Origin of the sequence: Bradyrhizobium sp. SBR1B (genome assembly GCF_014198205.1) — a bacterium.
Classification (GTDB): Bacteria; Pseudomonadota; Alphaproteobacteria; order Rhizobiales; family Xanthobacteraceae; genus Bradyrhizobium.
In genome coordinates this window covers 1-14045 of the sequence record NZ_JACIHC010000011.1, presented here as the reverse complement: position 1 = coordinate 14045, position 14045 = coordinate 1, and the positions used below count along the sequence as shown (strand labels likewise).

General features: G+C 61.2%; 13 protein-coding genes. 9 read left to right on the top strand and 4 right to left on the bottom strand.

Annotated elements, in window-relative coordinates; all coding sequences use genetic code 11:
- Nucleotides 1–71 precede the first annotated feature (71 nt).
- From GGD61_RS24805 to GGD61_RS24770, 8 genes are read left to right on the top strand one after another with little or no spacing between them, the layout of a single operon-like run.
- Complete coding sequence (locus tag GGD61_RS24805) at nucleotides 72–1184, top strand: NAD-dependent epimerase/dehydratase family protein (RefSeq protein ID WP_183231398.1); 1113 nt, start codon at nucleotides 72–74, stop codon at nucleotides 1182–1184.
- Complete coding sequence (locus tag GGD61_RS24800) at nucleotides 1184–2248, top strand: NAD-dependent epimerase/dehydratase family protein (RefSeq protein WP_183231397.1); 1065 nt, start codon at nucleotides 1184–1186, stop codon at nucleotides 2246–2248. The genes GGD61_RS24805 and GGD61_RS24800 overlap by 1 nt, the downstream gene beginning before the upstream one ends.
- The gene (locus tag GGD61_RS24795; RefSeq protein WP_183231396.1) at nucleotides 2245–3531 is read left to right on the top strand and encodes a TIGR04295 family B12-binding domain-containing radical SAM protein; all 1287 of its coding nucleotides are present in this window, start codon (nucleotides 2245–2247) and stop codon (nucleotides 3529–3531) included. Before GGD61_RS24800 ends, GGD61_RS24795 begins: the two co-directional genes overlap by 4 nt.
- The gene (locus tag GGD61_RS24790; protein WP_183231395.1) at nucleotides 3528–4637 is read left to right on the top strand and encodes a glycosyltransferase family 4 protein; all 1110 of its coding nucleotides are present in this window, start codon (nucleotides 3528–3530) and stop codon (nucleotides 4635–4637) included. The genes GGD61_RS24795 and GGD61_RS24790 overlap by 4 nt, the downstream gene beginning before the upstream one ends.
- Complete coding sequence (locus tag GGD61_RS24785) at nucleotides 4634–5764, top strand: glycosyltransferase (protein ID WP_183231394.1); 1131 nt, start codon at nucleotides 4634–4636, stop codon at nucleotides 5762–5764. The genes GGD61_RS24790 and GGD61_RS24785 overlap by 4 nt, the downstream gene beginning before the upstream one ends.
- On the top strand, nucleotides 5761–6849 hold the full coding sequence (locus GGD61_RS24780; protein WP_183231393.1) for a glycosyltransferase: 1089 nt from the start codon (nucleotides 5761–5763) through the stop codon (nucleotides 6847–6849). The genes GGD61_RS24785 and GGD61_RS24780 overlap by 4 nt, the downstream gene beginning before the upstream one ends.
- Entirely contained in the window at nucleotides 6846–7979 is a 1134-nt protein-coding gene (locus tag GGD61_RS24775; protein WP_183231392.1) for a glycosyltransferase, read from the top strand. Before GGD61_RS24780 ends, GGD61_RS24775 begins: the two co-directional genes overlap by 4 nt.
- Nucleotides 7976–9028 (top strand): UDP-glucuronic acid decarboxylase family protein, encoded by a 1053-nt coding sequence (locus GGD61_RS24770; protein ID WP_183231391.1) that lies wholly within the window; start codon nucleotides 7976–7978, stop codon nucleotides 9026–9028. Before GGD61_RS24775 ends, GGD61_RS24770 begins: the two co-directional genes overlap by 4 nt.
- Before the next feature lie 69 nt (nucleotides 9029–9097).
- On the opposite strand, the gene GGD61_RS24765 is transcribed toward GGD61_RS24770, so the two are convergent.
- Together GGD61_RS24765 and GGD61_RS40240 are read right to left on the bottom strand one after the other, a co-directional pair.
- Nucleotides 9098–9631 (bottom strand): DUF1003 domain-containing protein, encoded by a 534-nt coding sequence (locus GGD61_RS24765; protein ID WP_183231390.1) that lies wholly within the window; start codon nucleotides 9629–9631, stop codon nucleotides 9098–9100.
- Nucleotides 9632–10016: 385 nt separating this feature from the next.
- Nucleotides 10017–10193, bottom strand: coding sequence for a hypothetical protein (locus GGD61_RS40240; protein WP_210311179.1), 177 nt, complete (start codon nucleotides 10191–10193; stop codon nucleotides 10017–10019).
- Between the two features lie 537 nt (nucleotides 10194–10730).
- Here GGD61_RS40240 and GGD61_RS40650 point away from each other — a divergent pair.
- On the top strand, nucleotides 10731–11225 hold the full coding sequence (locus GGD61_RS40650; protein WP_246786026.1) for a Crp/Fnr family transcriptional regulator: 495 nt from the start codon (nucleotides 10731–10733) through the stop codon (nucleotides 11223–11225).
- A gap of 721 nt (nucleotides 11226–11946) precedes the next feature.
- Here the strand turns inward: GGD61_RS40650 and GGD61_RS24750 are convergent.
- Nucleotides 11947–12219, bottom strand: coding sequence for a DUF2235 domain-containing protein (locus tag GGD61_RS24750; protein WP_246786025.1), 273 nt, complete (start codon nucleotides 12217–12219; stop codon nucleotides 11947–11949).
- A 1292-nt stretch (nucleotides 12220–13511) separates the two neighbouring features.
- A partial coding sequence (locus GGD61_RS24745) for a porin (protein WP_183231388.1) occupies nucleotides 13512–14045 on the bottom strand: 534 nt, incomplete at its 5' end.

Genomic DNA, 14045 nt, shown 5'->3' with positions numbered 1-14045 from the left:
AGCAAGGTGCGCTTCACCAGACATCATCGACCGTCCGCGGGGATCGGCCTTAAGGTTGCACGGAGCAATGAATGACGCGGGTATTGATTACGGGGGGCGCGGGTTTCATCGGCTCTCATGCGACGGACATTCTGCTGGCGGCGGGCTACGAAGTCCGTCTGCTCGACAACCTTTCGCCGCAGGTTCACGGCAGTAACCGCCAGCGTCCCTCCTATCTCGCCGAAGATGCCGAGCTCATTGTTGGTGACATCACTGACAGCGTGTCCGTGGACCATGCCCTGCGCGGCGCCGACATGGTCTTGCATCTTGCTTCCGCCGTCGGCGTCGGCCAGAGCATGTACGACATTGAGCCCTATGTGCGGACGAATGAGCTGGGCACCGCCGTACTGCTCCAAGCCTTGTCGAAGCGCCCCGTCGAGCGGCTGGTCGTCGCCTCGTCCATGAGCATCTATGGCGAAGGCCTCTATCGCGGGCCCGATCAAAGCGTCGTTGTCTGCGACGAGCGATCAATCGAACAGCTCCGCCGAGGGGAATGGGGGTTGCGCGACACAGCCGGGCACCCGCTTGAGCCCGTGCCGACGCCGGAGGCCAAATTGCCTTCACTCAGTTCCGTCTATGCGCTGAACAAGTATGCACAGGAACGCATGTGCCTGATCACCGGCAAGGCATACGGTATTCCGACCGTCGCGCTGCGCTTCTTCAATGTGTTCGGCCCCCGTCAGGCGTTATCGAATCCCTATACCGGCGTGCTCGCCATCTTCGCCGCGCGACTCCTCAACGGGCGTCCCCCGCTCGTGTTCGAGGATGGCGAGCAGCGTCGCGATTTCGTTCACGTGCATGATGTCGCGCGTGCCTGCCGTATCGTGTTGGAAGCCGAACATGCGCATGATGTCTTTAACGTCGGCTCGGGCCAAAGCAGGAGCATCCTGTCGGTAGCCGAGGACCTCGCCCAGGTCATGGGGCGCAGCGACATCGCACCCGAGATCACGCTCAAATACCGCGCCGGCGACATCAGGCACTGCTTCGCAGACATCGGCAAATCGCGCGACCTTCTCGGCTTCGAGCCGCACGTGGCGTTCAAGGACGGCCTGGAGGAGCTCGCGGATTATCTCGCAGACCAGATTGCCGACGACCAGGCGGAACGGGCGACCCAGGAGTTGCTGAAACGAGGGTTGGTTGCGTGATGAATGAGCGAGATAACAGGCCCGTGCTAATCACCGGAGGCTGCGGCTTCATCGGCTGTAACCTTGCCGACCGGCTGGCGGAGCGCGGCGATCGTGTATTGGTGCTGGACAATCTGGCCCGCGCGGGCGTGCGCGAGAACGCCCAATGGCTGAAATCCAGGCACGGCGACCTCATCACCATCGCACTGGCCGACGTCCGCGAGCTGATCCCGGTGATCGACGCCGTACGCGATGCCCGCGCCGTGCTGCATTTGGCAGCTCAGGTCGCCGTCACGGACAGCGTGAGCGATCCCGCTGCCGATTTCGAGGTCAACGCACGCGGCACCCTGAACGTGCTCGAAGCGGTTCGGCTTCACAACAGCACCGCGCCGATCGTGTTCGCGTCCACCAACAAGGTCTATGGCCGCCTGATCGAGGACAGTGAGATCGCCCTCACCGGCCGTCGTTACACGCCCACTAGCACCCTGCTGGCGGACGGCATCTCCGAGAACGCGCCGCTCGACTTCTACAGCCCCTATGGCTGCTCCAAGGGAACCGCCGATCAGTACGTCCATGACTACGCGCGAGTCTACGGGCTCCAGACCGTGGTGATGCGCATGAGCTGCATCTACGGCCCCCGCCAGTTCGGCACTGAGGATCAGGGCTGGATCGCGCACTTCCTGCTGAGCGCAATCAGCGGCAAGCCGTTGACGATCTATGGTGACGGCTATCAGGTTCGCGACGTCTTGCACGTGTCGGATGCCGCCGCGGCCTGGCTCGCTGTGCTCGACCGCATCGCACTTGCGCGCGGGCGCGTGTTCAATCTCGGCGGCGGGCCCGCCAACGCGGTCAGCCTTCGCGAGCTCATTGACCACATCACCGACCTGACGGGCCGTGAGGTCGCTTACAGCTTTGCCGATTGGCGTCCGGGCGATCAGCCCTGGTACGTCACCGACACTCGTGCTTTGTCGACCGCACTCGGTTGGGCACCGCAAGTCTCGATTACCGAGGGCCTCCGCTCGCTGCACACCTGGCTCGAAAGTCGTTTTGGAGCAACTCAAGGTAACCGCGAGGCTCTCGCATGACGTGCGTCGCCCTAATCAATCCGAATTGGGATTTTGGCGGCAGCATCTATTTCGGCTGCCGGTCTCCCCACCTTCCGCTCGAGCTCGGCATCTCCGAGCATTATCTGAGAGCGGCTGGCCATCGGACGCTGCTGCTCGATGCGCACATGTTCGATCTGTCGTTGCGGGACATCGAGGCCGAGCTACGCGCGTTCAAGCCCGATCTGATCGTCATCACGACGGCGCCGACCTATCTGTTCTGGCGCTGCGCGCCGCCGGAGCTGCGCGTTCCGCAGGAGCTCGCATCGGCGGCGCGGGATCTCGCGCCAGTCCTGGTCGCAGTGGGTCCGCACGGCTCAACGACCCCACGGGCGGCGCTCAAGAAGCTTGGCGTCGACCTGGTCGTAATGGGCGAATGCGAAGGATCCTTGGTGAGGCTCGCAAACCGCGAGCGAGACTTTCCCGGTTTGTGCTTTGCCGACCGCGACTCAATCCGCGTCAATGGCGGTCCTCAAGCCGTCGAGTTCAGAGATCAGCCGGCGCTCGCTTGGCCGGACGAGATGATCCGGCGTCATCATCACCACCATCACCGTTTCGACGCCGAGCCGGTCGGCCCGGGCGCGGAAGTCGAAGCGTCTCGGGGATGCCCCTATAACTGCACGTTCTGCGCCAAGGAGAATTTTCGCAACGCCTATCGCAAGCGGCCTCCCGCGATCACCCTTGATGAGATCGACCGTCTGCGCGGGCAAGGCGTCGAGTATATCTACTTCATCGACGAGATATTCCTTCCGAATGCGGAACTGCTGGAAGGGCTGAGCACGCGGGGCCTCAAATTCGGCGTGCAGACGCGGATCGATCTCTGGAATCCAGACATGCTAGCGCTGCTCGGCCGCGCCGGCTGCGTTTCGATCGAAGCGGGAGTCGAGAGCCTCAGCGTCGAGGGCCGCGCGGCGCTCGCCAAGAACTGCAAGATGACCACCGACCAGCTTGCCGACCGGCTGGTCGAAGCTCGCCGTCACGTTCCGTTCGTACAGGCCAATCTGATCGAGGTCCCCGAGGACGAGGATCCCGGGGTGCAGCGCTGGCGCCGCCAGATGCAGGATGCCGGCATCTGGGCCAACGACCCGGTCCCGCTCTACCCTTATCCCGGCTCGCCGGATTACCGAAAGCTGTGGGGCGAAGCCGACGATTTCGCCTGGGAGCGCGCGCATCGACACTATCTCGGGATGTTCGACCAGTTCAGTGACGTACAGAACGACCGGCCGGTCCCGCTCGATGCCCTCGAACATCCGGTGGCGCCATGAGCCGAGATGCGGACATCAGAATCCTGATGACGACCGACACCGTCGGCGGCGTATGGACCTATTCTTGCGCTCTCGCCGCGAGCCTTGCCGCCTCGGGCGCCGACGTTACCTTGGCGACCATGGGCCCGCCCGCGCGCGCCGACCAGCGCGAGATGCTGCGCGACTCTCGAGTCCGCCTCATCGAAACCGACCTCGCTTTGGAGTGGCAAGATCCGGAAGGACGCGACTTTCCCAAGGCCGAACGTGTCCTCACCGGCCTCGAAGCGAGGCTCAGGCCCGACGTCGCCCACCTCAACAGTTTTCGGGAGGCAACCCTGCCATGGCATGCGCAGACCGTTCTCGTCGCGCATTCCTGCGTCAACTCATGGGCGCTGGCCTGCCAGGATACGGCATGGCTCGGCGAGCCCCGATGGGCGCGTTACACGGACCGGGTGGCCGCTGCGCTCAACAGTACGCAGGCATGGGTTTGCCCGAGCCATTCCTTTCACGATGACATCGTTGAGATCTATCACCCGCACTTCCCCGGCGCCGTGATCTGGAACGGGATTGCGGCTGGCGCCGCGCCAAGCCGAAAGCGGGAGCTGATCTTCGCGGCCGGCCGCCTGTGGGATCGTGCCAAGAATATCGAAGTCTTGGCTGAGGCTGCACCAGGACTGGATTGGCCGGTCGAGGTCGCGGGCCCGGCGGAGATAGATCCCCTCGGCATCGCCTGGCTTGGTCAATTGCCGCACAGCGCCCTGCGCGAACATCTCCGACACGCCGCAATCTTCGTCAGCCCTGCGCTGTACGAGCCGTTCGGCCTCTCCGTTCTGGAGGCGGCCGCTGCCGGCTGCGCGCTGGTGCTGTCGGATATTCCAACGTTCCGGGAATTGTGGAGTGGAGCGGCGCTGTTCTTCGATCCCGGCGACAGTCAGGCCTTGCACCGAATCCTCGTCAAACTCTGCGCCGATGATCTCGAACGGACGCGCCTGCAACGCGCGGCGTATGAACATTCCCTAACCTATTCCCTGGCGCGCACGACCAACGCCTATCTCAAGCTCTACGAGGGGCTGCAGGCCTCCGATCGCAGGTCAACGCAAGCCGGTCAGATCGAGGTGCGCGCATGAAATGCGTTCTGTTCTACCACGCATTCGCCTCCTGCTGGAACAACGGCAACGCCCATTTCCTGCGCGGCTATGCCCGCGAGCTGCATGCACTCGGCCACGAGGTCGTCGTGTTCGAGCCGGTCGATGGCTGGAGCCGGTTGAATGCCATCCGCGAAAGCGGCAGTCAGGCCCTGCAAGACATCGGCCGGCTCTTCCCCGGCATCTCCATTCGTCGCTACGATGCTTCACTCGATTTCGATGAGGCTCTGGATGGTGCCGATCTCGTCGTCGTGCACGAATGGAATTCGCCCGACGTGATCGGGCAGATCGGATACAGGCGCGCGCACGGCGCCCCCTTCACGCTGCTGTTCCACGACACCCATCATCGCGCGGTCACCGCGCCGGACGAGCTCGCGCAGTTCGACCTCGAGGCGTTCGACGGCGTGCTCGTCTTCGGCGAAGTGCTTCGTCAGATCTACATGAATCTCGGCTGGGCAGATCGTGCCTATACCTGGCACGAGGCAGCCGACACGACCATGTATCACCCCTTGCCGCATATCGAGCGCACCGACGATCTGGTCTGGATCGGCAATTGGGGCGACGGCGAACGCAGCGCCGAACTCAACGAGTTTCTGGTCGAACCGGTTGCTGAACTGAAGCTGAGCGCGAGCGTCTACGGCGTTCGCTACTCTGAAGCCGCTCTCCACTCCATCGAGGCCGCGGGCATCCGCTATGGAGGCTGGCTGCCGGCGCACTGGGCGCCGGTCGCCTTCGCGGGAGTGCGGGCGACCATTCATGTTCCTCGCGGGCCCTATGTGCGCTCGCTTCCGGGCATCCCCACCATTCGGGTTTTCGAGGCGCTCGCCTGCGGCATCCCGCTCGTTTCGGCTCCCTGGTCCGACACAGAATTCCTGTTTCCGGACGGCGCTTATCTCAAGGCGGCCAATGGCGAAGAGATGAAGCGCGCGCTCCGATCGGTGCTCGATGATCGGGAGATGTCCGCCGCCATGGTGGCCGCCGGGCTGCGGACGATCCGGGAGCGCCATACTTGCCGTCATCGCGCACAACAGCTCGTGGGCATTGTGGAGGCCATTCGCGCCTCTGACGATTCGTCCCGGCCTCTGAGATACATTGGAGCCTCCGCATGAAGATCTGCTTCTTCGGATCCAGCCTCGTCTCGTCCTACTGGAACGGTGCCGCCACCTATTATCGCGGCATGCTCAAGCAGATTGCGGCGCTCGGACACGACATCACCTTCTTCGAGCCCGACGCGTTCGAGCGGCAAACCCATCGCGACATCGCCGATCCCGATTGGGCTAGGGTCGTCGTCTATCCCGCAACGTCCGATGGTTGGCGCGGCTCGCTCGATACGGCGGCGCGATCGGCCGACATGCTGATCAAGGCCAGCGGCGTCGGCGTCTTCGATCAGGAGTTAGAGATCGCGGTTGCCGCCCTGCCCTCCCGAACCATGCGGATCTACTGGGATGTCGATGCCCCCGCCACCCTCGAAGCGATGGCGAACGATCAGAGCCATCATCTGCGCGATGTGATCCCCTCCTACGACATGGTCCTGACCTACGGCGGCGGCGACGGCGTCGTGTCGGCTTACCGCGCCATGGGCGCGCGGGACTGCGCGCCGATCTACAACGCGCTCGATCCTGAGACGCATTTTCCATTCCCGCCAAGACCTGACTTCACCTGCGATCTCAGCCTGCTGGCAAACCGCCTGCCTGATCGCGAACAGCGGGTCGAACACTTCTTTCTCGACGTCGCACTCGAGCTGCCGGACAAGTCGTTCCTGCTCGGCGGCTCCGGCTGGGAGACCAAGGACACGGCAAGCAATCTCCGCAAGATCGGCCATGTCGGCACCGGCGAGCACAACGCCTTCTTCGGCTCCGGACTTGCCACCCTCAACGTCAATCGCGACAGCATGGCGCGCTACGGCTTCTCGCCGCCGACGCGGGTGTTCGAGGCGATCGGGGCCGGCGCGTGCCTGATCACCGATCAATGGCCGGGTATCGACCATTTTCTCGAGCCGGATCGCGAGGTGCTGGTGGCTGCGAGTGGAGCTGAGGTGGGGGGCCATCTCGGCGCGCTCAGCGCCGATCGCGCCGCCGCGATCGCCAACCGTGCCCGCGCACGCGTCCTGAGCCAACACACCTATCGGCATCGCGCCCGCCAGTTTAACCAACTCTTTGTCGGAAGCAGCTCGCGCATCGAGGCAGCAGAATGAACCTCCGTATCGTCGTCGTCGGTCTTTCGGTCACATCGTCGTGGGGCAATGGTCACGCCACGACCTATCGCGCCCTGATCGAGGCCCTGGCGCAACGAGGCCACCGTGTCACCTTTCTCGAGCGCGACGTCCCCTGGTATCGCGAGCATCGCGATCTGACCAAGCCGTCGTCGTGGACGGTCGAACTTTACCAGTCGCTGAAGGACGTGCCTCGCCGCTTCGGCAAGCTGATCCGGGGCGCCGACCTCGTCATCATCGGTTCTTATGTGCCCGACGGCATTGCCATTTCCGAGTGGATCACGAGTCAGGCGCGGGGAATCACCGCGTTTTATGACATCGATACGCCTGTAACGCTCGCGAAACTCGACGCAGGCCTGAATTACCTATCAGCCGCAATGATCCCACGCTTCGACCTCTATCTGTCATTCGCCGGCGGCCCAGTGCCCGACATGATCGAGGAGCGGTATGGCAGCCCGATGGCCCGGGTTCTCTATTGCAGCGCCGACATCGAGGCTTACGCTCCGCAACAGGCGGAGATTAGATGGGCCCTCGGCTATCTCGGGACCTATAGTGAGGACCGGCAGCCCATCCTCGAACAGCTGCTCCTGTCCCCGGCGCGAACGCTGTCGTCAGAGCAGTTCGCCGTCGCTGGGGCGCAATATCCCGCTGATATCGTCTGGCCCGACAATGTCGTGCGGATCGAGCACCTCGCGCCAAAACAGCACCCGGAGTTCTATGCGGAACAGCGATTCACCCTCAACGCGACCCGCGCCGACATGCGTGCGCTGGGCTTCTCGCCGAGCGTTCGCCTGTTCGAAGCCGCTGCCTGCGGCACACCCGTGATCTCTGACCAATGGCCGGGCATCGAAACCATCTTCGCACCGTCGCGGGAAATCCTGCTGGCCTCAAGCCCGCGCGACGTCATCGAGATCCTGCGCGACATGCCCGAGGAGCGTCGGCGCACTATTGCGGAATGCGCACGCCGGCGCGTTCTGACCGGTCACACCGCCGATCACCGAGCCTGCCAGCTGGAGGGTTACTACGCCGAAGCAGCCGCGCACCGCCGTCGCAAATCCTCGCAGCCTGCCGCCAGCCGTCCTGTTCAAGTCGCCGAAGAGAGCCTGCAATGAAACTCCAGACCCGCATCCCTACGCTCCGCCGCTCGCCGACCGTGCTCATTGCCGGCGGTGCCGGCTTCATCGGCTCTCATCTCTGCGATTCGCTTTTGCAACATGGCAACGCCGTGATCTGCCTCGACAATCTCTTCACCGGCAGCATCGACAACATCAGGCCACTGCTGAACCATCCGAACTTCCGCTTCATCGAGCATGACGTGCAGGAGGAGATCGAGATCGACGGGGAAATTGACCGCATTTACAGCCTCGCCTGCCCAGCTTCGCCCCGGCATTATCAGAAGGATCCGGTCGGCACGATGAAGACATGCGTGCTCGGCATCATCAACCTGCTCGAGCTCGCGCACCGGAAGGGTGCCCGCGTCCTGCAAGCTTCCACGAGCGAAGTCTACGGTGATCCGGAGGTGCACCCACAGCCGGAATCCTATCTCGGTAACGTCAACCCAATCGGGCCACGAGCCTGCTACGACGAGGGCAAGCGCGCCGCCGAAACACTGATGTTCGACTACAACCGCACGCGGGGGACCGAGATCAAGGTGGCGCGCATCTTCAACACCTACGGCCCACGCATGCTGGAGAACGATGGCCGCGTCGTCTCCAACTTCATCGTGCAAGCCCTGCGCGGGGAGCCGATTACGATATATGGCGGCGGTACGCAGACGAGAAGCTTCTGCTTCGTCGATGATCTCGTGCGAGGCCTCCAGTTGCTGATGGAAAGCTCCTCATCGGTGACCGGTCCCTGCAACCTCGGCAATCCGCACGAGGTGACGATCGAAGCCATAGCCCGAGAGGTTCTGATGTATACGGACTCGGCCTCGTCGCTCCGCTTCGAGGCGCTACCAAAAGACGATCCAAAGCGCCGCAAGCCTGTCATTGACACCGCTATGCGGCTGTTGGGATGGCGCCCGCGGGTGGCACTGGAGGATGGTCTTCAAGCCACGATCGCCTATTTCGCAATGCGCATCGCGGACGAGCCACCGACGCTCGTGCCAGCTCTCGCGCAGCGAAAGAAAGGTCTGGCGCGCAGCCTGCTCAGCACCGAATAGCGCCAGCTGAGAGCCAAAAGCGCTCATTCCGGCTCTGGTGTCTTGCGACAGGAGCGCTGTTGCGCGCGCTTAGTCCTTGCTCTCTTCGATCTTGTCGAGAACGCGCTCCGGCGCGATATCTGAGGCGGCTTCCTGAAGCTCTTCGTTCTGCCGGGAATCTATCTCCATTTTGCGGGCCATTTCATTCAGGAGCGCGACCACCTTCGTGATCTCATGTTCGGTGAGGAGACTGATCTGCAGATCCAACTCCGCCCTTCTATCCGCTTCGGCCGCCATACGATTTTGAGAGATCAGAACAAAGGTCGAAAGAAAGATTGCCTCTACGGAGGCGATCATAGCGAGCACTACAAAGATCTGGTCCCATGGCACAATTCCTGGAAGCCATCCGAGGTTTGCGGCTATCCAAAATCCAAAAGCGAATAAGTGCAGGTAAACAAACTGCATGCTGCCGGTAAACGAAGTTATCGTATCGGCGACCTTTTGCTGAATAGACGCGTCGAATTGCTCGCGCTTCCTTCGCTCGACTAGAGCGTGGATATTCCGCTCGAGAGCCGGCGTCAGCCCGGGTGCAGCTTTTGGACGGGGCGCTAAGTGTTTCTTCATGACGTGGAAACCGGCGCACCCGCGGGCGGTTCCTATAGCTTGGCTGCCCCGACGCCGCGCAATTGAGGACCGCCTGGCCGACGCCCGGCGTGCAAGACCTCGGCGAGGTGGAGCTACAAGATAGAGCCGCGACCTCAGGGCTGGCTGGGCGTGGGAGGGATCAACCTCCGAATGGCGGAATCAACACCTGCTTGATTTCAATGAAAGCTGGTTTGGAAAAGGGGCTCAAAATGCCTCTCACGACACCTGCGAGAATTACAGGAGGGGCTTAGCGAGTCCAGCAGGTATTGCTTCAATGCCGAGTAATTGTACGAATCCTTGAAAAAGCCTGCCGGCCAGTCTCGCCCACGCCGATATCTGACCGCCTTGGGATTGTGAAATCCGTCTACCGACGCTCGAATGACAGGCCGCCCTTGATCGCAACAATGCTTCCGAGTTCGTCGGCGAATGTAGTCTTTCCGGCCCCGTCTACACCGTCGACAGCGACGCGGACGGTCTGGTCTGGTGCCGCCACGACAAGCCGATCGGCCAAACCAAACAGCAATTGCTTTCTCTTTTCCATTGAGATTCAGTTTTCGCTGAAGCCACGTCCGCTTCGAATCTAGAACCGAGCGGGTCATTTCCGCTAGTGGCCCTTAGGCGGCCCGCCCGCATGGCCCGGGGTGTCACTCCCTACACCGCTATCCCAGAGCTAGAACTTCTGCTTCGCTACGAGCTTTCTTATGTAGGAACGTACTACCCATTCGTGTATTACAAAGACAAGTGCCTTGGGTTGGTTGTAATGCCACCCGCGTCTCTGGACACCCGGTTCCACGTCAGCACTCTGGCGTTTTGCCGCACTATGCGGCCTTTCAGCGACTTAGGTTCGTCGCTCCGAGGTTTTTCAACCCGGCCTCAAGTCGATGGTCCTGGCCTTCGCCATCGCACGGTCCACCATGCATCCCACCGAAATGCTGATCCGCAGATTGCGGGTCGATACCCATCTTTCCGACAATGACGCTAAAGCCATTCATTCCCTCAAAGTCGAGACCAGAGTCGTTCCTGCGGCACCTGTCTTGTCTCGGAAGGGGATGGTCCCAGCCATTGCTGTCTGATCATCATGGGCTTCGCATGCCGCTCCAAGGTCGCCAACAGTGGAAAACGGCAGATCCTTTCCTTTCATATACCAAGCGACATCCCGGATCTTCAGAGCCTATTTTTGAAGACGATGGATCATGACCTCGCAACAATGTCTCCAGCAACCGTGGGCTTTATCGCTCATTCTGCCTTGGAACACCTGGTCCGGACCCACCCCTCGATCGCCTGCGCGCTCTGGCGGGAAACGTTGGTAGACGCCGCCATCTTCCGCGAGTGGATCGTCAACATGGGGGTAAGACCAGCCGCCGCACGTATGGCGCACCTTCTTGCTGAATTGCGGCAACGCATGGCCGCAGTCGGACTGTCGAACGGAGAAGAGTTCGAGTTTCCAGTGACGCAATCCGAGCTCGGGGAAGCGCTCGGATTAAGCACGGTGCACGTCAACAGAGTCTTGCAGGCATTCCGTGCGGAGCGGGTTCTCGATCTGCAGAAACTTTGTGACGATCGAGGATTATGAAAAGGTTGTTGAAGCGTCGGGCTTCGACGAAAGCTATCTCTACCTTACTAGGAACCTTCCTTCCTCATGAGAGCTCTTGAGCTTCTCATGCTCGGACCAGGCCCGCCTCGGGCCTGTGTCCACTACTCGAGCCATTCGACTTGGGCACTGCGCCTATCACTGTCCCATACGGACAGTTCTCAACAACGCGCCTCACGCGGCAAGACGGCCTTCACCGGACGGACATTAATCGACTGCTTATTCCTGCTTATACGCCCATACGGAGTGTGTCGCCTATTGGCCCATCGGCGAAGCTGCGGCTAGCCCTTAGAGGCCTGCTTCGCAATGGTCTAACTGGCCCGAACTTCTCGCGTTGAGCTTTTCTCAGTTTGACTCATAACGGAAATCGATCGACGTCCTCTGGATTACGCTAACTGTTCAACCAATAGGCACGCCTGAGAAGAAAGTCACACACGCTGCTCGCGCTCTAAAGTTTGGCATAGTTCGTGAACAGACCCGAAATCGATTCCGGAGCGTCTTTCAAGTCGAGGAAATCATCCGTTAGGAAGTACTGGTAGTGCTTTGGATCAGACTTGTACTTCACATATTTGCCGTGAAGACGTCTCGCGAATGGGTGGATAGTCTGTTCGAGGTCTGCAAGGGAGCGACCTTCCGGGAAAGGAGAAAACAGCCACCACCACCTGTGAATTTGCACGAGTGGTGTGGAATTACCAGCGCGATATCAAGCAGTGCGTATTCCGGTCTGATCGAAACTGAGGCGCGTCTTGGCGATAACTCTGTCGATCATCGTAATCAAGCCGATGTTGCCGATGTGTCGCTCGGCTGTGAGCGCCCCCGACGTCAGCGTGGACACCAGGCACCCATATTTGTTCCAAATGAGTCGTTTCGTTCTGCTTGCCGTCCACATGACGGGCCTAAAGAACTTTCTGGATTCATGGATCGCGAGAATCTGAACAGCATTCTTGACGTTCGCCGGCACCCGGCGCTCGCGCAATCTAAGTCTCTGGGCAACCTAAGGCCGTGGCCTCCAACGACCGTATCGGAGACACCTACAAACTCGATTTCTGGGTTGGCTTCCACCAATTGGTCTTGGTAGGGCAGTGATGCGCGGATTTGGCGCGCCTCTTGGAAGTCCCGGGACAGTGATTTCGCTCACGCCAACATAGTTAGCCGAGACGTGAGCAAGCATATTCACGTGTTTCGCGTCCAAAATGCCATGGGATTAGTAGACCTGTTAGAGCGCGCGCTACCACTGCCCCACCGCGAGAAGCCGAAGATGTACAGGTTGTCGCCCTTTCTCGTAGTTTGAGCAGTTGTTGACCCAATGTAGCCGCCCAGATGGGCGGCTGGAGCGATCGGCTCCCAAGATAACTGAAAGCCCTGGCTGTCCGCTACGCCTCGGAAGTCGGTCTGATAGTACGGCGTTGCGATCAGATACTGATGACCGAAAAGCGGTCCGCCGTAGATCGAAGCCTGGAAATCGACGCCTGCCGGTAGATTGCTGGTGGCGGATTTCTTCAGCGGAAACGTTTCGGCGCCTTGAGCATCAACGAACGGCGCGATGACCCAACCGAACTGAAGGTTGCTGAAATCAATCGGCGTGTAGGGATCTCCGACCTTGCCGTTTACGCAAGGAGTGAGCGGGTCTTGCTAGTAGAGTATAGCCTGTACCCGAGCGTTCACTGATGCGGTCGTGGTATGTCCGATATCATCCTGAGTGACTCCGAACGACGCGCCCTTTGCTCTGGCAAGCGGAACGGCCTCTCCTCGAAGCTGGAAAGTATCAAGACGGTTGCGCCGGATGAGGAGCGGGTCGATTCCTGCAGCGCATGGCCCTAAGGGTAGCGATGGGGCGGCAGCGACGTTTTCCGGCTTCGGCGCGGGCTTCGACCGGGAACTGCGGGCGGCGGAAGACCAAGCGCCTTCATGATCTCCGATCGTTGCGCCCCCTGTAGTAAAGTATCTCATTCTGCCTATTGGCTCGCAATTGGGCGAGCATCTTCGGATCCCGCTGATCGAGCAACGCTTCGACTTGCTTGGCGTCCTCAACCGGATCGGATGCCGGCGGCGTCGGCTTGTCGCGCCGACCAAGGCTGAATGGATCGATAGGAGTCCGACGGTCGCCACGATGACTAGCGGGACGGGAACTGGCTGTCCGACTGTGGGCGATCGAAATCTTGTATTCTTACCAAAACACCAAAGCCCTCCGCGGTTTCCCGCCGAGGGCTCTGAGGAACTCTCGGCAGTTTCCTACCAAGAGCTCCAATGTAGTCGTTAGAGCGAACCTTACCAGTTGCGCTGAGCGCGGAGGAGCAGGGTGATGGTGTCCTGATCCTTCAGCTCGTACACAGCGGCCGGCTTGGCCGTTGCGCCAGCACCGGCGTAACCAACCGTACCGGAGTATTTCTGGTCGAGGTGGGTCCAGTTCAGGTCAGCCGAGAACGTGAGGTTCTTGACGGGGGTCCAGCGGGTGATGACACCGACCTGCGCAACAGCGAAGTCAGGGTTACAACCCGTCACACCGACCAGGCCACCGAACACGCCGCCTGCACCGCCAGCGCCGCAAAGCGTGGTCTTGGCCAGCGAGCCGAACTGCGCCTGAGCGTAGGCACCGTACAGCGCGGTGTTCCAGTAGGGATCCCAGTTATGGGTGTAAGCGCCGCGGAAGCCCCAGGTCTTGACGGTTTCCTGCGAGCTGCCGGTCACGAACACGGTGTCCGGAGCGATGGCGAAGCCGACGCTCTGGTAAGCAACGCCCGAGCTGCCGAACATCGAGTAGCTGCCGCCCGCGAGGTTCTGGAAGTTGTAGCGGGACGCGCC